At 70.4% G+C, this 25,652-nt stretch carries 19 protein-coding genes and 1 pseudogene; 3 read left to right on the forward strand and 17 right to left on the reverse strand.

The features are described 5' to 3' along the window. Positions 1-10: 10 nt before the first annotated feature. Entirely contained in the window at positions 11-1,396 is a 1,386-nt protein-coding gene (locus ACIREI_RS18025; RefSeq protein WP_403333730.1) for an OFA family MFS transporter, read from the forward strand. A 1-nt stretch (position 1,397) separates the two neighbouring features. Next, on the forward strand, positions 1,398-2,783 hold the full coding sequence (locus tag ACIREI_RS18030) for an OFA family MFS transporter (protein WP_403333732.1): 1,386 nt from the start codon (positions 1,398-1,400) through the stop codon (positions 2,781-2,783). 65 nt (positions 2,784-2,848) lie between these two features. Here the strand turns inward: ACIREI_RS18030 and ACIREI_RS18035 are convergent, their stop codons facing one another. The 15 genes and pseudogenes from ACIREI_RS18035 to ACIREI_RS18105 form a co-directional block, all read right to left on the reverse strand. Further along, a complete protein-coding gene (locus ACIREI_RS18035; protein WP_403333734.1) occupies positions 2,849-3,907 on the reverse strand; it encodes a sugar phosphate isomerase/epimerase family protein in 1,059 nt (352 codons plus the stop codon). Between the two features lie 114 nt (positions 3,908-4,021). Further along, positions 4,022-5,401, reverse strand: a complete 1,380-nt coding sequence (locus ACIREI_RS18040; protein ID WP_403334333.1) for a nucleotide pyrophosphatase/phosphodiesterase family protein — start codon at positions 5,399-5,401, stop codon at positions 4,022-4,024. 74 nt (positions 5,402-5,475) lie between these two features. Further along, positions 5,476-6,645 (reverse strand): metabolite traffic protein EboE, encoded by a 1,170-nt coding sequence (gene eboE / locus ACIREI_RS18045; RefSeq protein WP_403333736.1) that lies wholly within the window; start codon positions 6,643-6,645, stop codon positions 5,476-5,478. A gap of 174 nt (positions 6,646-6,819) precedes the next feature. Further along, positions 6,820-7,695 (reverse strand): annotated as a pseudogene (locus tag ACIREI_RS18050) (TatD family hydrolase); the annotation flags it as partial. After that, a complete protein-coding gene (locus ACIREI_RS18055; protein ID WP_403334335.1) occupies positions 7,695-8,468 on the reverse strand; it encodes an EboA domain-containing protein in 774 nt (257 codons plus the stop codon). The gene ACIREI_RS18055 and the pseudogene ACIREI_RS18050, both read right to left, overlap by 1 nt. A gap of 422 nt (positions 8,469-8,890) precedes the next feature. Then, a complete protein-coding gene (locus ACIREI_RS18060; RefSeq protein ID WP_403333738.1) occupies positions 8,891-9,814 on the reverse strand; it encodes a sugar phosphate isomerase/epimerase family protein in 924 nt (307 codons plus the stop codon). Continuing rightward, positions 9,811-11,190: an inositol-3-phosphate synthase gene (locus tag ACIREI_RS18065; protein ID WP_403333740.1), complete on the reverse strand. Its 1,380-nt coding sequence runs from the start codon at positions 11,188-11,190 to the stop codon at positions 9,811-9,813. The genes ACIREI_RS18060 and ACIREI_RS18065 overlap by 4 nt, the downstream gene beginning before the upstream one ends. A 116-nt stretch (positions 11,191-11,306) precedes the next feature. After that, the gene (locus ACIREI_RS18070; protein ID WP_403333742.1) at positions 11,307-12,737 is read right to left on the reverse strand and encodes a ThuA domain-containing protein; all 1,431 of its coding nucleotides are present in this window, start codon (positions 12,735-12,737) and stop codon (positions 11,307-11,309) included. A gap of 15 nt (positions 12,738-12,752) precedes the next feature. Continuing rightward, positions 12,753-15,248, reverse strand: coding sequence for a PQQ-dependent sugar dehydrogenase (locus ACIREI_RS18075; protein ID WP_403333744.1), 2,496 nt, complete (start codon positions 15,246-15,248; stop codon positions 12,753-12,755). Positions 15,249-15,330: 82 nt separating this feature from the next. Then, positions 15,331-16,335: a sugar phosphate isomerase/epimerase family protein gene (locus ACIREI_RS18080; protein WP_403333746.1), complete on the reverse strand. Its 1,005-nt coding sequence runs from the start codon at positions 16,333-16,335 to the stop codon at positions 15,331-15,333. A gap of 14 nt (positions 16,336-16,349) precedes the next feature. Continuing rightward, positions 16,350-17,564 carry a Gfo/Idh/MocA family protein gene (locus ACIREI_RS18085; RefSeq protein WP_403334337.1) on the reverse strand — a complete coding sequence of 405 codons (1,215 nt, stop codon included), beginning with the start codon at positions 17,562-17,564 and terminating at the stop codon, positions 16,350-16,352. Positions 17,565-17,623: 59 nt separating this feature from the next. Then, positions 17,624-18,673, reverse strand: a complete 1,050-nt coding sequence (locus tag ACIREI_RS18090; RefSeq protein WP_403333748.1) for a substrate-binding domain-containing protein — start codon at positions 18,671-18,673, stop codon at positions 17,624-17,626. 49 nt (positions 18,674-18,722) lie between these two features. After that, on the reverse strand, positions 18,723-19,742 hold the full coding sequence (locus tag ACIREI_RS18095) for an ABC transporter permease (protein ID WP_403333750.1): 1,020 nt from the start codon (positions 19,740-19,742) through the stop codon (positions 18,723-18,725). Then, the gene (locus tag ACIREI_RS18100; RefSeq protein WP_403333752.1) at positions 19,739-21,262 is read right to left on the reverse strand and encodes a sugar ABC transporter ATP-binding protein; all 1,524 of its coding nucleotides are present in this window, start codon (positions 21,260-21,262) and stop codon (positions 19,739-19,741) included. The genes ACIREI_RS18095 and ACIREI_RS18100 overlap by 4 nt, the downstream gene beginning before the upstream one ends. A gap of 112 nt (positions 21,263-21,374) precedes the next feature. Next, a complete protein-coding gene (locus ACIREI_RS18105; RefSeq protein WP_403334339.1) occupies positions 21,375-22,556 on the reverse strand; it encodes an ROK family protein in 1,182 nt (393 codons plus the stop codon). Positions 22,557-22,817: 261 nt separating this feature from the next. On the opposite strand from ACIREI_RS18105, the gene ACIREI_RS18110 reads away from it, so the two are divergent. Further along, positions 22,818-23,636, forward strand: a complete 819-nt coding sequence (locus tag ACIREI_RS18110) for an NAD(P)H-binding protein (protein ID WP_403333754.1) — start codon at positions 22,818-22,820, stop codon at positions 23,634-23,636. Between the two features lie 69 nt (positions 23,637-23,705). Here the strand turns inward: ACIREI_RS18110 and ACIREI_RS18115 are convergent, their stop codons facing one another. Both ACIREI_RS18115 and ACIREI_RS18120 read right to left on the reverse strand, forming a co-directional pair. Further along, positions 23,706-24,383: a GntR family transcriptional regulator gene (locus ACIREI_RS18115; protein WP_403333756.1), complete on the reverse strand. Its 678-nt coding sequence runs from the start codon at positions 24,381-24,383 to the stop codon at positions 23,706-23,708. Positions 24,384-24,556: 173 nt separating this feature from the next. Next, the gene (locus ACIREI_RS18120) at positions 24,557-25,495 is read right to left on the reverse strand and encodes a beta-ketoacyl-ACP synthase III (RefSeq protein WP_403333758.1); all 939 of its coding nucleotides are present in this window, start codon (positions 25,493-25,495) and stop codon (positions 24,557-24,559) included. Positions 25,496-25,652: the final 157 nt, after the last annotated feature.

The raw sequence follows: 25,652 nt of genomic DNA on the forward strand, positions 1-25,652 counted from the left end.
TGCAACTAACGTGACAACTACCGATGTTCCACGGGTCGCCGCCTATCGAGAGGTGACCGACAAGAACGGACGCGTCTATCGCGTCGGTGAGTCCGACATCGACATCATGGGGCGCAAACGCAAGTGGATGGTGATCCTGCCCTGGATCGGCATGATGGGCATCTCCTCCGCCGAGTACGCGTTCGCGTCCGCCGAGGACACCCTGCACACGGCGCACCACTGGAACAGCATGCACATCTTCTGGATGATGACCGTCTGGGTCTTCTTCCAGGCCGCGGTGGCCTTCCCCGCGGGCAAGCTGCGTGAGAGCGGAAAGCTGCCGGCCCGCTGGGCGATGATGTGCGGGGCGGCGGGCACATTGCTGGGCTATCTGTCGCTGGCCTTCGCGCCGCATGTCGTCTTCGCCTACATCGGCTTCAGCATGTTCAGCGGCATGGGCGCGGGCATGGTGTACGCCACCTGCGTCAACATGGTGGGCAAGTGGTATCCGGAGCGCAAGGGCGGCAAGACCGGGTTCGTCAACGGCGGTTTCGCCTACGGCTCGGTGCCCTTCGTCTTCATCTTCAACGGCTACATGGACCTGACCAACTTCCGCTGGGTGCTGGTCTCGGTCGGTGTCTTCCTGGCCGGAATCGTCGCGTTCTCCGGCTACTTCTTCAAGGACCCGCCGAAGAACTGGTGGCCCGCCTCGATCGACCCGCTCAACCCGCCGAAGGACCCGCGCGCGGCCCGCTCGCTGCGGATGAACCCGCCGGCGGTCCGCCAGTACTCCCCCAAGGAGGCGTGGAAGACCGGCCGGGTGGCCCTGATGTGGTTCTGTCTGGCGTGCACGTCCGGCGTGAACATCTTCGGTATCGCGTTCCAGGTGGACATCGGCGAGGAGGCCGGCTTCGCGGGCGGGATCGTGGCCACGGCCATGTCCCTCAAGGCGATCGTCAACGGTACCGGCCGTGGCGTCATCGGCTGGCTCTCCGACCTCTACGGCCGCAAGCGGTGCCTGCTCGCCGTGTGCGTCATCCTGGGTCTCGCCCAGTTCGGCATCCTCTGGTCCGCGGACAGCAAGAACCTGACGCTGTTCCTGATCTTCTCCGCGATCTCCGGCTTCGGCGGCGGCGCCATCTTCCCGATGTTCGCGGCGCTCACCGCCGACTACTTCGGCGAGAACAACAACGCGTCCAACTACGGCATGGTCTACAGCGCCAAGCTCATCTCCGGTCTGGGCGCGGGCATGGGCGCCGTGGTCGTCGGCGCCTGGGGGCACTCCGGTGCCTTCATCCTGGCCGGCTCGATCTCGCTGTTCGCCGGCTGCGTGGCGCTGTTCCTCCGCCCCCCGGGACGCGACAACGAAACGCGCATCGCCCCCAACCCCCAACCGCTCGGCGAGGACACGGCCTGACATGTCAGATCCGTACACGGCAAGCAGCTCGTCCGCACAGTCCGACGCCGCACACCGTCCCTACCGCGAAGTGACCGACGCGCGAGGCCGCGTCTACCGCATCGGCGAGACCGACCGCGACGTCCTCGGCCACTCCCGCAAGCTCATGGTGTATCTCCCGTGGATCGCCATGATGGCCATCAGCGTCTTCGAATACGCGTACGGCTCCGCGGAGGACACCCTGTCCCACGCGCACGGCTGGACGCAGAGCAACACCTTCTGGATCCTCAGCGTCTGGGTGTTCTTCCAGGCCGGCATCGCCTTCCCCGCGGGCTGGCTGCGGGAGAAGGGCATCCTGACGGCCCGCACAGCGATGTACCTCGGCTCGGGCCTGTGCTTGCTGGGCTTCCTCGCCCTGTCACACCTGAGCAACGTCTGGCTCGCCATCCTCGGCTTCGGCGTGATCGGTGGCATCGGCGCCGGCCTGGTCTACGCGACCTGCATCAACATGGTCGGCAAGTGGTTCCCCGAGCGGCGCGGCGCGCGGACCGGGTTCGTCAATGGCGGGTTCGCGTACGGATCGCTGCCGTTCATCTTCATCTTCAACTACGGGTTCGACACCGCGAACTACCACCGGGTGCTGGACCTGATCGGCTGCTACATCATGATCGTCGTTCTCGGATGCGCGTTCTTCTTCAAGGACCCCCCGAAGAACTGGTGGCCCTCGGACGTCGATCCGCTGACGTACACGGGCAGCCAGAAAAACGCGACGAGCCTGGCCAAGAACCCTCCGGCGGCGAAGCAGTACACGCCCCGGGAGGCCATCAGGACGGGCATGCTGCCGCTCATGTGGCTGTCGGTCGTGCTGACCGCCGGTGTGTCGATCTTCGGTATCTCCTTCCAGGTCGACTATGCCAAGGAGGTGGGTTTCGGCCCGCTGGTCGCGGCCTCCTCGATGGGCGTGATGGCGGTCATCAACGGCATCGGCCGCGGCGTCGTGGGCTGGCTCTCCGACCGGTGGGGCCGCAAGTCGACCCTGGTGTTCGTCATCGTCGTGCTGGGGCTCGCCCAGTTCGGCGTGATCTGGGCCGGCGATCTGAAGAGCGAATGGCTGTTCCTGTCCTTCGCGTTCCTCTCCGGCTTCGGCGGCGGCGCGTTCTACCCCCTGTTCGCGGCACTCACCCCGGACTACTTCGGGGAGAACTACAACGCCACCAACTACGGCCTCGTCTACAGCGGCAAGCTGATCAGCGGCCTGTTCGGCGGCGGTCTGGGCTCCATGGTGGTCGCCGCCTGGGGTTACGACGGCGCGTACGCCCTGGCCGGGGGCGTGTCGCTGGTGGCGGCAGCGATCGCGTTGCTGCTGCGACAGCCAGGACGGACGTCGGCACCCATGGCCGCGGGATGACGTGTCGCGAACGTGAGGAGGCCCTCCCCGTCTCGGGGAGGGCCTCCTCACGTTCGGTAGGGCCGTCAGCACTTCTCGCGCAGCGAGTGCAGATGCTCACTCGAACGGCGTGCGAAGGTGAAGGACTCGGTCGGGTTGTCGTGCTCCGCCTGCCAGTGGTGGGCGAATCGCTGACCGCGCAGCCTGGTCACGGCGGAGATGAACCGCTGGTAGTCGATGTCACCGTCGCCGACGTCGACCATGCGGAAGCCGTACTGGTTGGCGGGGTCGCTCACGCCGTCCTTGACGTGGAAGAGCGGGTAGCGGTGCGGCTGCTTGAGTACGTAGTCCAGCGGCTCGAAGGGGGCGGCCGATCCGTCGGGTCGCTTCGAGAAACGGAACTGGCCCGAGTACGCCCAGAAGATGTCCATCTCCAGGAAGACGAGGTCGGGGTCGGTCTCGGCGAGCAAGACGTCGTAGAGGCGGACCTTGGGGTTGTCGGTGGCGAAGGAGAACTCCTCGGAGTGGTTGTGCTGGTAGAACTTCATGCCGCGCGCCTTCGCCGCCGCGCCGTAGGTGTTGAACTCCTCGGCGGCGCGCTTCCAGGCGTCGACGGTGGAGCCGTAGCGGAACGGCCCGGACGCGGTGCCTATGTGCTTCAGGCCGAGGGCCTGGGCGTCGTCGAGGACCTTGGTGAGGTTCTGGGCGAAGGTGTAGGCGCCCGGGTCGCTCGAGTAGTAGCCGACGTGGCTGCCGATCGGGTTCAGGCCGTGGTTCCGGGCCAGCCGCTTGAGCTGGGCGAGGGTGATCGGGCCGGCCGAGCCCTGGGTGTATCCGGCGAACTCCACTTCGTCGTAGCCGTACTTCTCCAGCTCGGCGAAGACCGGGGCGAAGCCGAGCGTGGAGACCTTGTCGCGCAGGCTGTAGAGCTGGATGCCGAGCCGGCCGGGGGGAAGGACCGGACGGCCACGGCCGGCGCCACGGGGGGCTGTACCGGTGGTGGACGCGGTGCCGGGGGCGGCAGTCGCGGGGGCGGCGGCGGCTCCCAGCAGGGCGGCAGCCGTGGTGCCCGCGGCCACGCCGAGCATGCCTCGTCTGGTGAGACGGTGGGTGAGTTCGGGATCCGTCTGGGAAAAGCGGCTCATGCCTGGAACTCCCTGTGATCGAAGGCCGTTGTCAGTGGTGAGTGCTTCACTTGTGACCAGTCGAAAGAGACGGGTCGAGGGGCCGGCGGGCTGATGCATGCCGGTCGTGACCGGTCAGCCGAGACCGGCGAGTTGGAGCAGGAGTGACTTCACATCGGTGGCCGCGACGCGGTCGCCGAGAGCGCGGGGGGTGGAGCAGATGAGGAGCGGACCGTCGTCGTCGCTCGCAGGTATGCGGCCATGGCTGCCGCGAATAGGCGACGGGTCCAGGGGCACGACCGCCATGCGGTAGCGCATGCCCAGTTTCTTGCGGGCGAGAGCGGTCGCCGCCTTGACCTTGACGTAGGGGTCGAGGGGATCCAGGAAGAGTTCGACCGGGTCGTAGCCGGGTTTGCGATGGATCTCGACCAGTCGCGCGAAGTCGGGCGCGCGGGCGTCGTCGAGCCAGTAGTAGTACGTGAACCAGGCGTCCGGCTCCGCGACGGCGACGAGCTCGCCGGAGCGTGGATGGTCGAGGTGGTGGGTCTTCTTGCCCTCGTCGTCCAGGAGTTGCTCGATGCCGGGTAGCCCTTCCAGGGCAGTTCGGGTCGCGTCGAGGTCTTCCGGCCGGCGCACGTAGACATGGGCGATCTGGTGGTCGGCGACCGCGAAGGCACGTGACGTCATCGGGTCGAGGTACTCCATGCCGTCCTGGGTGTGCACCTCCAGCAGGCCTGCCCGTCGCAGGGCGCGGTTGATGTCGACGTGCCGGTTCACGGGAGTGATGCCGTACTCGGACAGCGCGACGACGGTACGGCCCTCGGCGCGTGCGTCGTCCAGCAGCGGGGCCATGGCAGCGTCCAGGTCGGCGGCCGCCTTCAGCGAGCGTGGATCGTCCGGGCCGAAGCGCTGCAGGTCGTAGTCGAGATGAGGGAGGTAGCAGAGCGTCAGGTCGGGGTGCCGGGTGCGGATGATGTGGCGGGTCGCGTCGACGATCCAGCGGCTGGAGACCAGGTCCGCGCCGGGGCCCCAGAAGTGAAAGAGCGGGAAGGCGCCCAGTTTCTCGGTGAGTTCGTCGTGCAGGGCGGGCGGCCGGGTGTAGCAGTCGGGTTCCTTGCGGCCGTCGGAGTAGTAGATCGGACGGGGGGTGACAGTGATGTCGGTGTCGGCGCCCATGGCGTACCACCAGCAGATATTGGCGACCGTGTAGCCGGGATTAGCGCGGCGGGCGGCGTCCCAGAGCTTGTCGCCGGCGACCAGCCCGTTGTGCTGGCGCCACAGGAGTACGTCGCCGAGGTCGCGGAAGTACCAGCCGTTGCCGACGATGCCGTGCTCCGACGGGTGGGTGCCGGTCAGGAAGGTGGACTGGGCGGCGCAGGTGACCGCGGGCAGGACGGTGCCGAGCGGCGCCCGGGAGCCGGACTGGGCGAGCGTCTTGAGGTGGGGCATGTGGTCGAGGAGACGCGGGGTGAGGCCGACGACGTCGAGGACGAGGAGAGGGGTGGGACCTCCCATGGTGGTGGCCTCCGGTCGGGGTGCTGGGTGGCCGCGTGGCGAGGTGGGCGGGGCTGCCGGGTCCGGCCGCTCGGTCACGGCAGCTCCTTCAGGCCGAGGTCCGTCAACAGGTCGCGTGCGAGGGTGAGTTCGGCGGCGATGCCGTCGGCGAGCTGGCTGCGGGCGCGGGGTCGCAGTTCGGCGGGGAGGGCCTGCCACGTATAGGTCTCGACCTCGAGGTGCCGGGTGAGCGGGTGCGGGCCGCCGACAAGCTGGGTCAGTGCGGCCTTGAGGACGGGGAGTGTGGAGGTGAGGGGCGCGACGGGGGCCGCGTGGAGTGGGACGTGGAAGTGGGCGCGCCATGGGGAGGCGTCGGGCAGGGCGTCGCCCTTGAGGGCCTCGCCGAGGTCGTCGGTGCCGCGCAGGCCGGCGGCTGTGGCGATGCGGGTCTGGTGCAGGAAGCGGGGTTCGTCGAAGGCGGCGAGAGCCTCGCGGACGTCGGGGAGATGGGGGTGTTCGGCGTGCAGGGCGGCTGAGAGCTGGGATTTGACGACGGGGACGCGGGCTTCGGTGAGCGCGTCCAGGGCGGTGTGCGGATCTTCGAAGGAGGTGGCGAGGTGACAGGTGTCGACGCAGATGCCGATGCGGTCGTGCCCGACCGCGGTGAGCGGGGCGATGGCGTCGGCGGTGGTCTCGACGATGCAGCCGGGTTCGGGTTCGAGGCCGACGCGGATGTCGCGGCCGGTCAACTCCTGCAGGGCGTCGAGGCGTTCGGCCAGGCTGACCAGGGCGGTGCGGGCGGTCTCGGCGCGTCGGTCGTCGTAGTGGGTGCGCCAGGCGAGGGGCAGGGTGGAGATGCTGCCTTGGCTGACGTCGTCGGGGAGGAGACCGGCGAGGACGCGGGCCAGGGAGGTGGTGTGTTCGAGGCGTTCGGGGTCGGCCCAGTCCGGCTTGTACACGCGGTACTTGACCTCTTCGGCACCGAAGCCCTCATACGGGAAGCCGTTGAGGGTGACGACCTCGAGGCCGCGCCGGTCGAGTTCGGTGCGCAGGCCGCGCAGGGCCGACGGGTCCGACACGAGCGCGTGGGCGGCGTCCTTGGCGAGCCACAGGCCGATGCCGAGGCGGTCGCGGCCGAGCCGTCGGCGGACGGGTTCGCAGTGGTCGCGGAGTTGGGCGAGGACGCCGTCGAGGGTTTCGGCCGGGTGGACGTTGGTGCAGTACGCGAGGTGGACGGTGGAGCCGTCGGGGTGTCGGAAGCGCATGGTTCACGCCTCCGGGGCCGGGGCGGCGGCCGGGTCGTCCCACCTGCTTGGTTCGCTGACCGGGTCGTCCGACGCCCTCGGTACGCCCACTGGCTCGGCCGATCCTCTCGGGGCGCCCACCAGCTCGTCCGGCATTCTCAGGGCGCCCACCAGGCCGTCCGACTGTCCTGGGGCGCCAGCCGGTCCTTCGGGGTCTTTCGGAGCTCCACGGAGGATGGAGTTGCCCTCATGGGTCGCCTCCGGGGTCGCGGTCCCGATGTCGAGATTGAGGCGGCCACTGAGCCCGTAGAAGGCGATGGGGTTGCGCCAGAGCACCAGGTCGACGTCATCCTCCCCGAAGCCTTCGGCCAGCATCAGGTCGGCGACCTTGCGTGTCTTCAGGGGATCGCTCCTGCCCCAGTCGGCTGCGGAGTTCACCAGCACCCGCTCGGTCCCATACGCGCGCAGGATCGCGACCATCCGCTCCTCGTCCATCTTGGTGTCCGGATAGACGGAGAAGCCGAGCCAGCAGCCACTGTCCTTGGCCTCCTTGACCGTCGTCTCGTTGAGGTGGTCGACCAGGACACGGTCGGGGGGCAGCGCGGACTCCCGGACGACGTCAAGGGTGCGGCGCAGGCCGGCCAGCTTGTCGCGGTGCGGGGTGTGGACGAGGGCCGGCAGGTCGTGCTCGGCGGCGAGCTGGAGCTGGGCGGCAAGTGCGGTGTCCTCGGCGGGGGTCATCGAGTCGTAGCCGATCTCGCCGACGGCGACGACCTGGTCCTTCACGAGATACCGGGGCAGTTCGTCGAGGACGGGGACACAGCGCGGATCGTTCGCCTCCTTGGGGTTGAGGGCGAGGGTGCAGTGGTGCGCGATGCCGTACTGGGCGGCACGGAAGGGCTCCCAGCCGAGGAGGGAGTCGAAGTAGTCGAGGAAGGAGGCGGGAGACGTGCGGGGCTGACCGAGCCAGAAAGAGGGCTCGACGACGGCGCGGACACCGGCGGCGTGCATGGCCTCGTAGTCGTCGGTGGTGCGTGACGTCATGTGGATGTGGGGGTCGAAGAGGCGCATCAGGACTCCTTGGCGTCGGTGCCGTCGGTGCCGTGGGTTCTGCGGGTGTCGTCGCTGTCGTGCGTGCCGCGCCCAGCGGCGGGCGCGGGTGGGGTGGCCGTGGGGTCGGTGAGGGTCAGGACGCGGTACAGGTCCTCGGGCACGGGCCGGCCCGCGGCGGTGCGTTCGGCGGCGTAGTCGCTGAGCATGCGGGCGAGTTCGGCGTCGGAGTGGGCGCGCCGGTCCAGGTCGGCCACCGCGATGACGGGCACACCGGTGAACAGGCACTTCAGGACGGCGTGGCGCCACTGATGGGGGTCGAGGTGCCGGGCGGCGTAGGGGCCGACGGCGGCGGCGAGCAGCCGGGTGTCGTTGGTGCGCAGGGCGTCCTCGACGAGCGGGAGGGCTTGTGGGCCGGGCACGAGGTGGGGCAGTGCGTGCAGGACGGCGCGGCGTTCGGCCGCGGTGCCCTGGAAGTAGACCCGGGTGACGGCGTCCACATCGGCGCGGGCCGCGTGCAGGATGAGGACGCGGGCGGCGTCGGCGTGCTCGGCGCCACAGCGGCGCCCGGCCTCGGCGATGCGCAACTCCCAGACGGAGATGGGACCGTGAGTGCCGGGATGGGCGGCGGCCTCGCTGAGGGCCCGGTGGAGCCACGCGCGGGCGGCGGTACCGAGGCGGGCCGTGAGGTGGCCGCGCAGTTCGGCGGGCGGGGTGAGGGCGAGGGAGGTGCCCGGGGTGGCGGGAGTAGCCGAGGTGTCCGGCTTGCCCGGGGTGGCCGGGGTGCCCCGGATGCCCGGGCGGCTCTCGGTATCCGCCCGGCCCCCGGCGCTTGGCCGAGCCTCGGTGCCTGGCCCCGGCCTGCCCCCGGCACCGGGCCGAGTCTCCGTCCCTGCCCCACTCCCGACACCGGGCCGAGTCTCCGTCCCTGCCCCACTCCCGGCACCAGTCTGAGCCTCCGCTCCCCGCCGGTTCTCGGCACCCACCCGGTCACCGGCGTCTGGCGGGACCTCCGTGTCCGGGCGGCTCTCGGCACCCGCGGGGCTGTCGGCGCACGCGGGGCTCTCAGCGCCCGAGCGGGAGTTGGCGCCCGCATGGGAGTTGGTGCCCACATCGGGTTCAGCGAGCGGGCTGCCCTTGGTGTCCGCCTGAGGTTCGGTGAGTGGGCTGCTCTCCGTGTCCGCATGCGGGGTTGCCGGGGTGCTGCGCGAGGGGGTCATGCGGTGCTCCCTTCAGGGGTGGCGGAGGGATCGCCAGGGCGCGGGACGAGTACGGGTGATCCGGTGGCCGTGGCTTCGGCACGACGGAGGAACGGGAGGGAGAGTTCGGCGAAGTGGGGGCCCGCGTGGGAGTGGCGGGGCAGTTCGACGACGGTCAGACCCTGGTAGCCGGTGGCAGCGAGGGCGGCGAGCACGGGCGGGAAGTCGATCTCGCCGTCGCCGAAGGGAAGGTGTTCATGGATGCCTCGGCGCATGTCCTCGATCTGGACATGACGCAGCCAGGGGGCGGCAGCGCGTACGCAGTCGGCGGGAGAGAGGGGTTCGAGGCACTGGCAGTGGCCGATGTCGAGGGTCAGGCCGAGGTGTTCCGGGTCGCCGAGTGCGCGGCGGAGGCGGTGGAAGTCGGCGAGGGTGGCGAGGAGGTGACCCGGTTCGGGCTCGACGGCGAGGGGGACGCCGGCGGTGGCGGCGGCGTCCAGGACGGGAGTGAGCGTGTCGGCGAGGCGGTGCCAGGCGGTCTCCGGGTCGGTTCCCGGTGGTGTGATGCCGCTGAAGCAGTGGACGGCGTGGGCGCCGAGGTCGGCCGCTACGCGGACGGCACGGATCAGCAGGTCGACGCGGCGGGCACGGTCGTCCGGGTCGGAGTCCAGGAGGGAGGGTCCGTGTTTGCGGCGCGGATCAAGCACATAGCGGGCGCCCGTCTCCACGGTGACTTGCAGACCGAGGGCGTCCAGGCGGTGCGCGACGCGGCGGGTGCGCGCGGTGAGACCCGGGGCGAGCGGGTCCAGGTGCATGTGGTCGAGGGTCAGGCCGACGCCGTCGTAGCCGAGGTCGGCGAGCAAGGCCAGGGCGTCGTCGAGGCGGAGGTCGGCGAGGCCATTGGTGCCGTAGCCGAAGTGGAGGGCCCCGCGCCCCTTCACTGTTGCTCCTCGGGGTGGCCGGCACCACCGCACTCGCCGGCACGGCCGGGACGGTCGCCCGGCGGCTCAGTCCCGTTCCCCGGCACGCCCAGCAGCTCAGCGCCAACTCCCCGCACGCCCAACCGCTCGCCCCCGCCTCCCCCCGCACCTGATGGCACACCCCCGCCTCCCCCCACACCCGACGGCCCACCCCCAGCTCCCCTCACACCCGACAGCTCACCCCCGCCTCCCCTCACACCCGACAGCCCACCCCCAGCTCCCCGTAGCCGCTCCGCGAACCGCCCCAGTGCCGTGTACTGCTCGCCCAGTGCCCCCGGCCCCTCCCCCACCGGATCCTTGAAGTAGAAGCCCAGTTCGGCGAGTGGTCCGGACAGTCCCGCCTCGTGGGCGCGTGCGGTCAGGCGGGCGAGATCCAGGACCAGGGGTGCCGCGAGGGCGGAGTCGCAGCCCTGCCAGATGGTTTGGAGGATCATGCGGGTGCCCAGGAAGCCGTCGAAGGCGATGTGGTCCCAGGCGGTCTTCCAGTCGCCGAGGGCGGGGACGTCGTCGATGTGGACCTCGCCCTCGGGCACCTCGCCCAGGACGTCCGCCAGCACCCTCTCCTTGCCGGCGTTCTTCGCCGCCGCGGCGGCCGGGTCGGCCAGGGAGGCGCCGTCGCCGCCGCCGAGCAGGTTCGTGCCGGACCAGGCGCGGACCGACAGCGCCCGTTGGGTGAACATCGGGCCCAGGACCGAGCGGAGCAGGGTCTGGCCCGTCTTGCCGTCGCGGCCCGCGTACGGCAGGCGGGCTGACGAGGCCAGCTGGGCCAGCGCCGGGTGGTGCAGGCCCGTCGACGGGGTGAAGTTCACGTATGGGCAGCCCGCGCGCAGTGCGGCGGCCGCGTACAGCGAACTCGGGGGCAGGGCAGTGCCGGTGGGGGCGGGTTCGGTGGACGCCACGTTCACGACGACGGCGCGGGCGAGCTCGTACCGCCGTATGAAGTCCCGAATGTCCGTGGCGAAGGCGGCGATGAGCTCCTCCTCGCCGCGGGTGTCTCCGGGGAGGGGGCCGCCGGGCCTGATCTCGCGTTCGGCGGCGGCGAGTTCGGCCCGTACTGCCGTGGGGAGGCCGGGAGGCAGGACGCCGCCTGCCGCCAGGGCCTCGGCGCGTTTGGGCAGGGGGCAGTCCACCGTGTCATGGCCGCCGAAGACGAGGGACGACAGCGGAGGCAGGCCGCTGTCCGTGAACGGGGGCGTCTCGGTGACCAGGCCCGTCGGCGGGTGCAAGCCCGCGGTGACGGCGGCGCACCCGGCGACGACGCTCGTGGCGACGGAGCCGCGCGCCCCGATCAGCCAGACGCCGACGCGCGAGTCGGAGGGGGAAACGGACGCGGACATGGCGCCTCCTTGTCGAACGCGTCGTATGTGGACCCGACCCCACCAGCCCAGGCGGGGTCCGGTCGGTTGGGGAAAAGACGGCGGGCGGGAGTCCGGCGTCCCCCGCCCGCCGTCGCTCAGTCGCCCTGCGAAGCCATGGCGCCGTCCGAAGGCATGGCGCCGTCCGGAGCCATGGCTCCATGCGAAGCCGAGGATGCGGAGGACTTCGCGGGCAGTTCCTTGACGCGGACGTCACGGATGGACACCTCGTCGTCGGCTCCGTGGTTCTGGATGCCGATGTGTCCGTCGGTGAGGCTCCGGGCCGGGTCGGTGTTGGTGAAATCGTTGATCTTCACTCCGTTGAGATAGACGCGGAGGCGTTCGCCCTCCACGCGGATCTCGTACGTGTTCCACTCCCCCGGCGGATTCAGCGCACGGTCGCGCTTCTTCAGGTCGGCGGACTGGAAGCCGTAGACGGACCCTGTCGTCTTCTCGGGCACGTCCGTGGCGTCGATCTGGATCTCGTAACCGTTGTTCACGGCTGACCACGGGTCGTCCGAGGGCGGGAAGCCCACGAACACACCGGAGTTGTCGTCGCCGGCCATCCTCCAGTCGAGCTTCAGGGAGTACGAACGGAAGCCCGACGCGGCGTACCAGAGCATGCCCATGCCGCCGGTCGACGTGAGTGTGCCGTCCTCGGACAGGGTGAAGGAGCCCGGGCCGGCCTGACGCCAGCCGTCCAGCGAAGCCTGTGTGCCGTCGAAGAGCGGGCGGTAGCCGTTCTCCGGGCGGCAGTCGGCCTCGGCGTCGCCGACGGCCCACCGGATTCCGCCGAGCAGGTGCTCGCGGAACTGGGGCTCCGCGTAGGACTCCTTGGTGTGGCCGCCGCCGGTGTAGAAGGCGCGGCCGCCCTGGTAGTTCTGGCACCAGGCGATCGGATGGTCGCCGTTCATGGTGCCACCGCTGTACGAGGACTCGTCGAGGGACGCGAGGACATGTGCCCTCTCCCGGGGATTCGAGCGGTAGTTGTACCACTCGTCCGTGCGGTTCCACGTCTCGGCCAGACCCGAGGTCGACGGGTGGGCATGGTCCTCGACGTCCACGGTCGCGGGCTGGATCGCCGGGTGCGACTGGAAGTAGGCGCCGGCGAGGCCGCCGTAGAACGCCCAGTCGTACTCGGTGTCGGCGGCCGCGTGGATGCCGACGTAGCCTCCGCCGCGTCGGATGTAGCCCTCGAAGGCCGTCTGCTGGGCGGCGTTCAGGACGTCCCCGGTTGTCGACAGGAACACGACCGCGTCGTAGCGGCGCAGGTTGCCGACGGTGAAGGCCGCGGCGTCCTCCGTCGCGTCGACCGTGAAGCCGCCCGTCTCGCCGAGCTGCTTCACCGCGGCGACGCCGTCGGGGATCGAGTCGTGGCGGAAGCCGGCCGTCTTGGAGAAGACCAGCACCCGCTTGCCGTCGTCACCCGGCCGCGAGGCCTGGGACGCGGCCGGTTCCGAAACACAACCGAGGAGCACGGCGACACCCACAGCTGCCGTGGCCACTCGTCCAGTGGGACGTGTACTCATCCTCCGTACCTCCTCTCAACCCGTCGTGAAGGTGAAGTCGTCCACGTCGAACAGGGCTCCGGTACCGCTCCCCTTGAAGACGAGGTAGAGCGTGGTCGTGCCCCTCGGTGCGCGGGACAGGTCGGCCGTGACGTCCTGGAAGGTCTCCCAACCGCCGGTCACCGGCACGGTCGTCCTGCCGAGCAGGGTGCCCGTCGAGGACCCCGCACGGACCTCGAGGGTGCCGCCCGCGCCGGCGGAAGAGATCCGGGCGGTGATCTGCTTGGCGTTGCTCAGGGCGTACGGCGTGAAGGAGATCCAGTCGCCGTTGTTGATGTTGCCGACCGTCCGGCCGCCGTGCGCGGTGGCCTTGGTGATGACCGAGACGCCGGAGCCGTTGCCGAAGTGCTCGGCCTGCCGGTGCCTGGGCTGTGTGACGTTCTGGTCGTGCGTGGTGAGCGGGGCCTGGCCGCCGCCTCCGCCGTCGGTGTACTCGGCGTCCATGACGCCGAAGATGTTGGCGTCCTCGTCGTGGCCGCCGTCGGCGCTGGTCTGGATGGTGCCGGTGCAGCCGTTCGCGGAGGTCACGGGGTGGCCGTGGCTGTCGTGGCCGAGGATGAAGGTGACCTTGACCTTCGCGCAGTCGATCGTCCGGTCTTCTGGGTCGCTGACCCGCACCTTGAACGGGATCGCGTCACCGAAGCTGAACAGCTGCCCGTCCTGCGGGAGTTCCAGCGTCACCTTGGGCGCGGTGTTGCCGACCACGATCTGCACACTCGCGCTGCCGGTACGACCCGAGGGGTCCTTGGCGGTCAGGGTCGCGGTGTAGGTGCCGTTCTTCTTGTAGCGGTACGTCGGGTTCGCCGCCGTCGACTTGCCGCCGTCGCCGAAGTCCCAGCTGTACGTGAGTGCGTCGCCGTCCTGGTCGCTCGTGCCCTCGGACGAGAACTGCACCCTCAGCGGCGCCTGCCCCGAGGTCTTGCTCGCCGCGGCCTGCGCCACCGGGGAGTGGCCGTCGGTCGCGTTCTCGATGCGGTAGAGGCCCGAGTTCTCGTCGCCGCCGAACCACGCGGTGCCGTAGTCCAGCACATACAGCGCGCCATCCGGACCGAAAGCCATGTCCATGATCTGGGTGCCGGTCCACGGGACGTCGTTGATCGACTGCACGGTCCCGGCGTCGTCGCTCACGATGCGCTTGATCCAGCGGCGACCGAACTCCCCGGCGAAGAAGTTCCCGTCGTAGGCCTCGGGGAACTTCACCGGCGAGTCGAGCGAGGCGTCGTAGCGGTAGACGGGGCCGCCCATCGGCGACTCGGAGCCGGTGCCGAACTCGGGTACCGATCCGCCGTCGTAGGGGATCCAGGCGGCCTGGGCCGGGGGCAGGTCGGTCAGGCCCGTGTTGTGCGGCGAGGTGTTCTTCGGGGCGGCGCAGTCGAAGGACGCGCCGGACTGGCCGGTGGCGAAGTCGTAGTCGACGTAGGCGTCGTTGTCGCCGGTGCAGTACGGCCACCCGTAGTTGCCGGGGCCGGTGACGCGGGCGAACTCGACCTGGCCGGCCGGGCCGCGGGCCGGGTCGGCGGCGCCGGCGTCGGGGCCGTAGTCGCCGACGTAGAGGATCCCGGTCTCCTTGTCGACGCTGAAGCGGAACGGGTTGCGGAAGCCCATCGCGTAGATCTCGGGCCGCGTCTTGTCCGTGCCGGGCGCGAAGAGATTGCCGTCCGGGATCGAGTACGAGCCGTCGGCGTTCACCTTGATGCGCAGGATCTTGCCGCGCAGGTCGTTGGTGTTGCCGGAGGAACGCTGGGCGTCGAAGGCCGGGTTGCGGTTCGACCGCTCGTCGATCGGGGTGAAGCCGTCCGACTGGAACGGATTGGTGTCGTCGCCCGTTGAGAGATACAGATTGCCCGCCGCGTCGAAGTCGATGTCGCCGCCGACATGGCAGCACAGGCCGCGGGAGGCGGGAATGTCGAGGATCTTCGTCTCGCTGGCTGCATCCAGCGTGCCGTCGGTCTTCAGGACGAAGCGGGAGAGACGGTTGACGCCGTCGAAGGGAGCGAAGTCGGCCGCCGTTCCCGTCTCGGGGGCGTCGCCGGCCGGGGTGTCGAGCGGGGGTGCGTAGTAGAGGTAGATGAAGCGGTTCTCGGCGAATCCGGGGTCGACGCCGATGCCTTGCAGGCCCTCCTCGTCGTGCGTGTACACATCGAGTTTGCCCGCGAGCTTGGTGTTGCCCGCCGCGTCGGTGAGGCGCAGCTCGCCGTCGCGGGAGGTGTGCAGGACCGAGCGGTCCGGGAGGACGGCGAGCGACATGGGCTCGCCGACCTCCGGTTCGCCCTTGGCGAGGGTGACCTGCTGGAAGTCCTCGGCCGCCGTCGTGGTGCCCTCGTCGGCGACGGCTGCACCGACCTGAGGTGCGGTGAACGTGAGTGCCGCGCCTGCCAGCAGCGCGCCACTGAACAGCGCTACCGCCCTACGGAAGGGCAGGCGTCGTCTGTGGGTCTCGATTCTGTCGGTGCCATGGGATTTCCCGTGCACGGATGCCTCCAGAAAGGGGCTGGTTGTACGTGCGGGTGCGATACGCCGGGATGCGCCGTCATCCCGGAATCACGGCAACGGCCTACTCGTTGCCGCCGAACGCCGCGTCGAAGGAGGCCGACGGCGGCTCGAAGTCGTACGCCTTGAGGCGGGTCAGCGCCTCGGGGGCACCCTGGAGCCGGTCCATACCGGCGTCCTCCCACTCCACGGAGATGGGCCCCTGGTAGTCGATGGAGCGCAGCATCCGGAAGACGTCCTCCCACGGGACGTCGCCGTGTCCGGCGGATACGAAGTCCCAGCCACGGCGCGGATCGCCCCACGGAAGGTGCGAGCCGAGGCGGCCGTTGCGGCCGTCGAGGCGCTTGCGGGCCTCCTTGCAGTCGACGTGGTAGATGCGGTCGCGGAAGTCCCACAGGAAGCCGACCGGGTCGAGGTCCTGCCACACGAAGTGCGACGGGTCGAAGTTCAGGCCGAAGGCGGGGCGGCCGCCGACGGCCTCCAGGGCCCGCCAGGTCGTCCAGTAGTCGTAGGCGATCTCGCTGGGGTGGACCTCGTGCGCGAACCGCACGCCCTCCTCGTCGAAGACGTCCAGGATGGGGTTCCAGCGCGTCGCGAAGTCCTCGTAGCCGCGCTCGATCATCGACTCGGGTGCGGGCGGGAACATGGCGACGAGATGCCAGATCGCGGAGCCGGTGAAGCCGACGACGGTGTTCACGCCGAAGGCGGCCGCGGCGCGCGCGGTGTCCTTCATGCGGTCGGCGGCCCGCCTGCGGACCCCCTCGGGGTCTCCGTCGGCCCACACCTCGCGCGGCAGAATGGCCTGGTGGCGTCCGTCGATGATGGCGTCGCAGACGGCCTGGCCGACGAGGTGGTTGGAGATGGCCCAGCACTTGAGGCCGTACTTGTCGAGCAGGGCCTTCCTGGAGTCGATGTAGGTCGGGTCCGCGAGGGCCTTGTCGACCTCGAAGTGGTCGCCCCAGCAGGCGAGTTCGAGTCCGTCGTAGCCGAAGTCGCGGGCGAGCCGACAGACCTCCTCCAGCGGCAGGTCGGCCCACTGGCCGGTGAAGAGCGTGAAGGTGCGAGGCATTCTCGTCGGCCTCCTCAGACCGCTATGGGCGTGTAGACGGAGTTCTTCTCGGCGCTCTCCTCGACCGCCGCCAGGACGCGCTGCACCTGCAGCCCGTCGGCGAAGGAGGGGTCGGGCCGGCGGCCCTCCGCGATGGCGTGGACCAGGTCGCGGGCCTGGTGGACGAAGGTGTGCTCGTAGCCGAGGCCGTGGCCCGGGGGCCACCAGGCGTCCAGGTAGGGGTGGTCGGGTTCGGTGACGAGGATGCGGCGGAAGCCCGCGTGGGCCGCGGGTTCCGTGCCGTCGTGATAGGCGAGTTCGTTGAGGCGCTCCAGGTCGAAGGCCAACGAGCCGCGCTCACCGTTGAGTTCGATGCGCAGGGCGTTCTTGCGCCCGGTGGCGTAGCGGGTGGCCTCGAAGGAGGCGAGGGCGCCGGAGGGGAAGCGGCCGGTGAACAGGGCTGCGTCGTCGACGGTGACCCGACCGGTGGCGCCCTCGGCCGAGACGGCGGACAGTCCCTTCACGGCCCCGCCGGGCAGCGGGCGTTCCTTCACGAAGGTCTCCGTCAGAGCGGACACCCCGGTCAGCCGCTCCCCCGTCAGGTACTGCGCGAGGTCGATGATGTGCGCGCCGAGGTCGCCGAGCGCGCCCGATCCGGCCAGCTCCTTGCGCAACCGCCAGGTCAGCGGGAATTCGGGGTCGACCAGCCAGTCCTGGAGGTACGTCACACGCACATGCCGCAGCGCGCCCAGGCGACCCTCGGCGACCATGCTGCGCGCCAGTGCGGTGGCGGGCACCCTGCGGTAGTTGAACCCGGCCATCGCCAACTGTCCTCGCGTGTACGCCTCTTCCGCCGCCCGCGCCATCGAGGTGGCTTCCTCGACGGTGTTGGCGAGGGGCTTCTCGCACAGGACGTGCTTGCCGGCGGCCAGAGCCGCGAGGGCGATCTCGGCGTGGCTGTCGCCGGGGGTGCAGATGTCGACGAGGTCGATGTCGTCCCGTTCGACGAGGGCACGCCAGTCGGTCTCGACGGACGCCCAGCCGTGCCGGTCGGCCGCCGCCCGCGCGGCCGCGGCGTCGCGGCCGCAGATCACGGCCTGCACCGGGTTCAGCGGCAGGTCGAAGACGCGGCCCGCGGTGCGCCAGCCCTGGGAGTGGGCGGCGCCCATGAAGGCGTAGCCCACCATCCCCACGCGCAGGGGTGGCTTGCCTGCCTCGGTCCCTTCTGACTGCTGCTGCGGCTGTCCCATGTGGGTGTCCTCCTCGTCCTGGTCGGGGTGGCGCACGTGGGGGGTGCGGGCGGAACGGATCACTTGAAGCCGGTGGACATGTACTGGTCGACGTTGGTCTTGTCGACGACCGCCGAGTAGAGCGTGATCGAGGCCGGGATCTCGTACTCGGCCATGCCGCCGATGCCCTTGCCCTGGCCCAGCGCGCGGGCCAGGTCGATGGCGGAGGCGGCCATGGTCGGCGGGTACAGGACGGTGGCCTTGAGGACGCCGTCGTCCTGCTTGATCGCCTGGAAGGCGGACAGCGCGCCCGCGCCGCCGACCATCAGGAAGTCGTCGCGCCCGGCCTGCTCGATGGCGCGCAGGGCGCCCACGCCCTGGTCGTCGTCGTGGTTCCACAGGGCGTCGAACTTCGACTGGGCCTGCAGGAGTTGGGCCATCTTGGCCTGCCCGGACTCGACCGTGAACTCGGCCGCCTGACGGGCCACCTTCTTGATGTTGGGATAGTTCTTCAGCGCGTCGTCGAAGCCCTCGGTGCGCTGCTTGGTCAGCTCCAGGTTGTCCAGGCCGGCCAGCTCGATGACGGTGGCGTTGGACTTCCCCTTGAGCTTCTCGCCGATGTAGTGACCGGCGTTCAGGCCCATCCCGTAGTTGTCGCCGCCGATCCAGCAGCGGTACGCCTGCGGGGTGTTGAAGATCCGGTCGAGGTTGATGACCGGGATGCCCGCACGCATCGCCTTCAGGCCGACCTGGGTGAGCGCCTTGCCGTCGGCGGGCAGCACCACCAGCACGTCGACCTTCTTGTTGATCAGCGTCTCGATCTGGCCGATCTGCGCGGCGGTGTCGTTCGATCCCTCGGTGATCTCCAGCGTGACGTCGGAGTACTTCTTCGCGCGGCTCTTGGCGTTGTCGTTGATGGCGTTGAGCCAGCCGTGGTCGGCCTGCGGTCCGGCGAAGCCGATGGTGACCTGCCGGCCGGGCTTGTCGTCGGCGGCCGGCTGGTCGTTCGCGGCCGGCTCGTCGCCGGACTCGTTGCTCGTGCAACCTGCGAGGAGGGCACCGGCACCTACGGCGGCGGTCCCGAACAGCAGTCCTCTGCGACTGGTGAAGCGGTCCATGGTCTCTGGCATGGCGGTGAACCCTTTCCTCAGGTCTTGCTGAGCGGGAGCGGTACGGCCCTCAGGTCGTGCTCGCGGTACGGCGCTGGACCAGCACGGCGGCGACGATGATCGCGCCCTTGGCGATCTGCTGGACGTCGCTCTGCAGGTTGTTCAGGGCGAAGATGTTGGTGATCGTGGTGAAGATCAGGACGCCGAGAACCGAGCCGGTGATGGTGCCGCGGCCCCCGCTGAGCAGCGTGCCGCCGATGATCGCGGCCGCGATGGCGTCGAGTTCGTAGAGGTTGCCGTTGGTGTTCTGACCGGAGCCGGACAGGATGATCAGCAGGAAGGCGGCGATGCCGCAGCACAGTCCGGACAGCAGGTAGAGGTAGAGCCGCTGGCGGCGGACGTCGATGCCGGCGAGCCGGGCCGCCTCCGCGTTGCCGCCGACCGCGACCGTGCGCCGCCCGAAGGTGGTGCGGTTCAGGATCAGCCAGCCGATGATCGTCACGACCGCGAACACCATGACCAGCGGCGGGATGCCGAGCACGTACGCGTCGCGCTCGCCGAGGTCCAGCACGGACGGCACGGTCACGATCTGCGTCTTGCCGTCCGTGATCTGCAACGCCAGTCCGCGAGCCGAGGCCAGCATGGCGAGGGTGGCGATGAACGGGACCATCGCGCCGTACGCGATGAGCATCCCGTTGACCAGCCCGCAGCCCACGCCGACGATCACCGCCGTGAAGAGGATGCCGCCGAAGCCGTACTCCTGGGTCGCGACCGTCGTCGCCCACACCGAGGCGAGCGCGACGATCGCGCCGACGGACAGGTCGATGCCGCCGGAGGTGATGACGAAGGTCATGCCGACGGTGACGACGCCGATCACGGACGCCTGGGTGAGGACGAGTTGGAGGTTGCGGGTGTCCAGGAACTCGTCCGGCTTGGTGATGCCGCCGATGACGATCAGTACGGCGAGGACGCCGAGCAGGGAGAGGGTGCGCACGTCGGCGCGGGCCATCAGGCCCCGCCAGGCGGGCGGTGCGCCGGCCGACGGCACCTTGCCGGTGCTGTCCCGGGGCGGGGAGGCGTGCTGCGTCATGACGCCGGGCTTCCTTCCATGACGAGGTCGAGGACACGGTGTTCGTCGAGTGCGCGGGCCGGTGCGGTGTGGACGACGCGGCCTTCGCGGAGGACCAGCACGCGGTCGGCGAGGCCGAGGACTTCGGGTACTTCGCTGGAGACGAGCAGCACGGCGAGGCCTTCGTCGGCCAGTCGACGGACGACCGCGTACAGTTCGGCGCGGGCGCCGACGTCGACGCCGCGGGTGGGTTCGTCGAGCAGCAGGACGCGGCAGCCGCGCAGCAGCCAGCGGGCCAGGACGGCCTTTTGCTGGTTGCCGCCGGAGAGAGTGCGCACCGGCACGGACGGGTTGTCGGGCCGCAGCGAGAGCTCGCGGGTCGCGGCTCGCGCCGCCCGCAGTTCGGCGGCGCGGTCGATCCAGCCGCCGCGTGAGAAGCGGGACATGGACGACACCGACACATTGCGGGTGACGGATTCCAGCATCAGCAGGGCCTGCGCCTTGCGTTCCTCGGGGGCGAGTCCGAGGCCGGCGCGGACGGCGGCGCGTACGCTGCCGGGCTTCAACGGCCGCCCGTCGACCAGCACCTGACCGGATGTCGGCTTCCGCGCGCCGTACACAGTTTCCAGGATCTCGGAGCGCCCCGAGCCCACCAGTCCGGCGAGCCCGACGATCTCCCCGGGCCGCACGCTCAGGTCGAACGGCTCGAACTCCCCGCCCCGGGCGAGCCCCCGCACCTCCAGCAGCGGCTTCCCGGCCGCCGTCACGTCCTCGGTCGGCCGCTCGGGAAAGACGTACTCGACATTGCGGCCCGTCATCAGCGCCACGACCTCGCGCGTCGGCGTCGTCTTCGCCGGAAGCCCGCCCGCCACGGCCCGCCCGTCCTTCAGCACCGTCACCCGGTCGCCGATCCGGCGGATCTCCTCCAGCCGGTGCGAGATGTAGACGACCGCGACACCGGCGGCGGTGAGGTCACCGACGATGCGGAAGAGGTTGTCGACCTCGTCCGGGTCGAGGGCGGCGGACGGCTCGTCCATCACGATCAGCCGTACGTCGTGGGAGAGCGCCCGGGCCATGGAGACGATCTGCTGCTGCGCCGCCGACAACTCCCCGACCAGCCTTGCCGGATCGATCTCCGGATGCCCAAGTCGCTTGAGCAGCTGGGCTGTTGACGCTCGCGCCACTTTTCCGCGTACGACGAAACCGGCCGCCGTGGGTTCATGGCCGAGGTGGACGTTCTCGGCCACCGACAGGTGCTCCACCAGGTCGAGTTCCTGGTAGATGGTGGCGATGCCGAGGCGCATGGCGGCGATGGGCGAGCGGAGGGTGACCGCCTCGCCGCGCCAGTGGATCGTGCCGGTGTCGGGCTGGTGGGCGCCGGCCAGGACCTTGATGAGGGTGGACTTGCCGGCGCCGTTCTGGCCGAGCAGGCAGTGCACCTCACCGGCCTGGACGTCGAGGTCCACGCCGTCGAGGGCGCGGACTCCGGGGAACGACTTGGTGATGCCGGACATGCTGAGCAGCGGTGGTTCTGATGCCATGAGGTCCCCTTGGCGGGCGTGCGGGCCGTGTCAGGGCAGCCGCAGAGCAGGGCAGAGCAGGGAGCCGTACTGGTGTGATCCGTGCTGGTGAGATCCGTGCTGAGGTCGGTGCTTAGGCGGGTGAGAACAGGTGGTCGCTGATCAGCCGGGCCGCGCCGATGACGCCGGCGGTGGGGCCCAACTCCCCCAGAACGATGGGAAGGTTGCCGGTCGCCAGGGGAAGCGACTGGCGGTAGACCTGGGTGCGGATCGCGGCGAGCAGGGTGTGGCCGAGGCCGGTCACCCCACCGCCGATCACCACCAGGCCGGGGTTGAAGAAGCTGACGAGTCCGGCGATGACCTGGCCGACGCGGTTGCCGCCCTCGCGGATCAGGTCGAGCGCGGTGGCGTCGCCCGCGGCAGCCGCGGCAGCGACGTCGACGGCGGTCAGGGTGCCGTTCGCCTCCAGCCGCGAGGCGAGTTCCTCCGACCGCCCCTGCTGGGCCGCCTCCACGGCGTCCCGGGCGAGGGCGGCCCCACTGAAGTGGGCCTCCAGACAACCCCGGTTGCCGCAGGCGCAGGGGCGGCCGTCGGGCACGGCCTGGATGTGCCCGATGTCGCCCGCGCTGCCCGTGACACCGCGGTGGACGTCACCGCCCGCGACGATGCCGCAGCCGATGCCGGTGCCGATCTTGACGCAGAGGAAGTCGCCCACGGAGCGTGCGACGCCCGCGTGCTGCTCCCCCATCGCCATGAGGTTCACGTCGTTGTCGACCATGACCGGGCAGCCGAGTTCCTGGCTGAGCGCCTCCCGCACCGGGAAGCCGTCCCAGCCCGGCATGATCGGCGGAGCCACCGGGACGCCCTCGGGGAAGCGGACGGGGCCCGGGACGCCGATGCCGGCGCCGTCGTACCCCTCCGCGAGCCCGGAGGCCCTCAACTTCGCTGCCATGGACAGGACTTGCTCGAAGACCGCGACCGGGCCCTCGCGTACGTCCATGGGCTGGTTGAGGTGTCCGAGGATCTCCAGTTCGGCGTTGGTGACGGCGACGTCGACCGAGGTCGCGCCGATGTCGACGCCGAGGAAGCGCAGGTCCGGGTTGAGCCGGATGTTGTGGGAGCGGCGGCCACCGCGCGAGGCGGCGAGTCCGTCGGCCACGACCAGGCCCGTCTCCAGCAGGCGGTCCACCTCCACGGCCAGCTTGGACCGCGAGAGGTCGATCTGGTCGCCCAGCTGGGCCCGGGAGTTGGGCCCTCCGTCGCGCAACAGCTTGAGCAGCCGGGCCTGATGGGCGTTCGCGGGTCGCGCCGTCATGCGTCTCACGAGCCCCTCCCCGCCTCGATCGGCCTGCGCGCGCCGGGTTTCGGCCACTCGCGTGGCCTGCTTTCGAGGGGAACGTAGCAGCGGCTGCCGGGAGTGGGAAGAAGTTGCGCAGAGATTGCCCTCAACTTTCTCCACTCACAGGACAAAGGGCCGAGGGTCCCCCTGGTGTCCTCGGCTCCGGCCCCGCAGGATGGGCCTGGCGCCGGACCTGCCGGGGGCTCGGAGCGGGGAGAGGGGGACCGGGTGTTTCTGGTGACGGGTGCCACGGGGAATGTGGGTGCCGAAGTCGTGCGGGCGTTGGTGGAGGCCGGGGAGCCGGTGCGCGCGATGAGTCGCTCCGGCCGGCCGGAGGGGTTGCCGCCGGGGACGGAGGCCGTCGCGGGCGACCTGAACCGGCCCGAGACGGTACGGGGCGCGCTCGACGGCGTACGGTCGCTGTTCCTGTTGCCCGGCTACGAAGGGCAGAGCCGGATCCTGGCCGACGCGCGAGCGGCGGGCGTGGAGCACGTCGTACTCCTGTCCGGGAAGTCGGCGGAGATCGACGACGACAACGCGGTCACGCGCTATCTACGGGCGGCGGAGTCTCAGGTGCGCGCGTCCGGGCCGGCGTGGACCTTCGTGCGGCCGGTGAGCTTCATGTCCAACGCACTGGCCCTGGCCGACCAGATCCGCATGGGCGACGAGGTACGCGTACCGTTCCCGGCGGTGCGAACGGCGGACGTCTCCCCCTACGACATCGCCCAGGTGGCCGCCCGCGCCCTCCGCTCGGCCGGGCACGAGGGCCGTGTCCACACGGTGACCGGACCCGAATCCCTGCTGCCCTCGGACCGCGTCCGGATCCTCGGCGAGGTGCTCGGCCGCGACCTGCGCACCGTCGGCCTCACGGACGACGAGGCACGCGCGGCGATGGGCGCCCGCTTCCCGGCCCCGTACGTCGACGCGTTCTTCCGCTTCTTCGTCGACGGCGCCCTGGACGAATCCCAGGTGCTGCCGACGGTTCAGGAGGTCACCGGGCAGGCGCCGCGCACCTTCGAGCAGTGGGCACGGGCGCACGCCGGCATGTTCGGGTGACGGCCCCGGCCGTGCTCCGGTGAGGTCCGGTGAGCCGTGCTCCGTTGAGGCCCGGTGAAACGACGCCCGCTACGAACGCTGTCGCGCGTGGTACGACCGCCGTGTGTGCTCCGTGTGCTCTCGCATCAGCTCCGTTGCCCGCTGCTCGTCCCGCTCGGTGATCGCGGCGATCATGCCCCGGTGCTCGGTCCAGGACTGCTGTCCGCGCTGGCGGGCGACGGGCGTGTAGTACCAGCGAACGCGGCGGTCGACCTGTGCGGCGAGCTCGGCGAGGACCGCGTTGCCCGCCAGGTCCATGATCTTCGCGTGGAAGCGGGCGTTGAGGGCGACGGCCGCGTCCACGTCGTCGGCGGCGACGGCCTTCTCGCCCTCCGCGCACAGCGACTCCAGGACCGCGATGCCGGCACTGTCGGCGTGGGCGGCGGCGAGCCGGGCGGCCTCGGCCTCCAGGAGGGTACGGACGGTGAGGAGCTGGTCGGCCTCCTCCTCCGTCGGCTCGTGCACGAACGCGCCCTGGGCGGGCCGCAGATCGACCCAGCCCTCGGTGTTCAGCCGCTGCAGCGCCTCGCGCACCGGCTGCCGTGACACACCGAGGTGGCCTGCCAGCTCGCTCTCGACCAGGTGCTGGCCCGGCTGGAGTGCGCGGGTGGTGATGAGTTCGAGCAGCGCCTCGTAGACGCGGTCGCGCAGCGGACCGGGCCGTTCGAGCTTGGGCACCGCACCCTGCGGCAGTCCTGTCGACAACATCGGTCCCCCTCCTGGGCGAACACCGGGCGGCGACTGCACCGGTAGCCGACCGTCACTGGAAAGCCAGTATCGATTGTCTTTCGTCTACAGTCTACGGCGCACAAAGGCCAGGGGACCGGGGAGTTGACCTCGTCACACGGGCGTCACACGGAGAACAGGGGAACGCCGGAGGGTCAGGGACAGCGGACGACCTGACCCGCGTACGACAGGTTCCCCCCGAACCCGAAGAGCAGCACCGGATCACCGGACGAGATCCGCCCCTGTTCCACGAGCTTGGAGAACGCCAGCGGAATGCTCGCCGCCGAGGTGTTCCCGGACTCGGCGACATCGCGCGCGACCACGGCGTTGACGGCGCCGAGCTTGGCGGCGAGGGGTTCGATGATGCGCAGGTTGGCCTGGTGCAGGACGACCCCGGCGAGGTCCTCCGGCAGGAGCCCGGCCCGCTCACAGGTCCTGCGGGCGATGGCCGGCAACTGCGTCGTCGCCCAGCGGTAGACGCTCTGCCCCTCCTGCGCGAACCGCGCGGGCTGTCCCTCGATGCGCACCGCGTGCCCCATCTCGGGCACGGACCCCCACAACACGGGCCCGATGGCGGCCTCCTGGGACGCTTCCACGACGGCAGCGCCGGCCCCGTCCCCGACCAGCACACAGGTCGTGCGGTCGCTCCAGTCGGTCACGTCGGACATCTTGTCGGCGCCGATCACGAGCGCCCGGGTCGCGGCGCCCGCGCGGACGGCGTGGTCGGCGGTGGCCAGGGCATGGGTGAAGCCCGCGCAGACGACGTTGAGGTCCATCGCGGCGGGCGACGGGATGCCGAGCCGGGCCGCGACCCGGGCGGCCATGTTCGGGGAGCGGTCGATGGCGGTGGAGGTGGCGACCAGGACCAGGTCGATGTCGCCGGGCGCGAGGCCGGCCGCCGCGAGCGCCTTGGCGGCGGCGTGCGAGGCCAGTTCGTCGACCGGCTCGTCGGGCCCGGCGATGTGGCGCGTGCGGATGCCCACCCGGCTCGTGATCCACTCGTCACTGGTGGCCACCATGTCCGCCAGGTCCTCGTTGGTGAGCACCTTGGCGGGCTGGTAGTGGCCGACAGCGGCGATGCGCGAGCCGTTCATGGGTGGATCCCCCTCGTTGCCTTGGGTAGCGGGATTCACCAGTCTGATGAGTGACTCACGAGTAGCGGTGCAGGTGATGGCACAGGAATGGGCCCCCGGGGTTGTCGATATCCCTCAGGCCGTCGAACGTCCTGGCACTTGGATGCCACTGCGCACG

The sequence above is a fragment of the Streptomyces sp. NPDC093591 genome, from assembly GCF_044764885.1.
Classification (GTDB): Bacteria; Actinomycetota; Actinomycetes; order Streptomycetales; family Streptomycetaceae; genus Streptomyces.

What these genes read in the sequence shown, in the direction of transcription:
- ACIREI_RS18030 (WP_403333732.1), top strand. Translation starts at nt 1,398, where the DNA reads ATGTCAGATCCGTACACGGCAAGCAGCTCGTCCGCACAGTCCGACGCC.
- ACIREI_RS18035 (WP_403333734.1), bottom strand. Translation starts at nt 3,907, where the DNA reads ATGAGCCGCTTTTCCCAGACGGATCCCGAACTCACCCACCGTCTCACC.
- ACIREI_RS18040 (WP_403334333.1), bottom strand. Translation starts at nt 5,401, where the DNA reads ATGGGAGGTCCCACCCCTCTCCTCGTCCTCGACGTCGTCGGCCTCACC.
- eboE (WP_403333736.1), bottom strand. Translation starts at nt 6,645, where the DNA reads ATGCGCTTCCGACACCCCGACGGCTCCACCGTCCACCTCGCGTACTGC.
- ACIREI_RS18065 (WP_403333740.1), bottom strand. Translation starts at nt 11,190, where the DNA reads ATGTCCGCGTCCGTTTCCCCCTCCGACTCGCGCGTCGGCGTCTGGCTG.
- ACIREI_RS18070 (WP_403333742.1), bottom strand. Translation starts at nt 12,737, where the DNA reads ATGAGTACACGTCCCACTGGACGAGTGGCCACGGCAGCTGTGGGTGTC.
- ACIREI_RS18080 (WP_403333746.1), bottom strand. Translation starts at nt 16,335, where the DNA reads ATGCCTCGCACCTTCACGCTCTTCACCGGCCAGTGGGCCGACCTGCCG.
- ACIREI_RS18085 (WP_403334337.1), bottom strand. Translation starts at nt 17,564, where the DNA reads ATGGGACAGCCGCAGCAGCAGTCAGAAGGGACCGAGGCAGGCAAGCCA.
- ACIREI_RS18090 (WP_403333748.1), bottom strand. Translation starts at nt 18,673, where the DNA reads ATGCCAGAGACCATGGACCGCTTCACCAGTCGCAGAGGACTGCTGTTC.
- ACIREI_RS18095 (WP_403333750.1), bottom strand. Translation starts at nt 19,742, where the DNA reads ATGACGCAGCACGCCTCCCCGCCCCGGGACAGCACCGGCAAGGTGCCG.
- ACIREI_RS18100 (WP_403333752.1), bottom strand. Translation starts at nt 21,262, where the DNA reads ATGGCATCAGAACCACCGCTGCTCAGCATGTCCGGCATCACCAAGTCG.
- ACIREI_RS18105 (WP_403334339.1), bottom strand. Translation starts at nt 22,556, where the DNA reads ATGACGGCGCGACCCGCGAACGCCCATCAGGCCCGGCTGCTCAAGCTG.
- ACIREI_RS18115 (WP_403333756.1), bottom strand. Translation starts at nt 24,383, where the DNA reads ATGTTGTCGACAGGACTGCCGCAGGGTGCGGTGCCCAAGCTCGAACGG.
- ACIREI_RS18120 (WP_403333758.1), bottom strand. Translation starts at nt 25,495, where the DNA reads ATGAACGGCTCGCGCATCGCCGCTGTCGGCCACTACCAGCCCGCCAAG.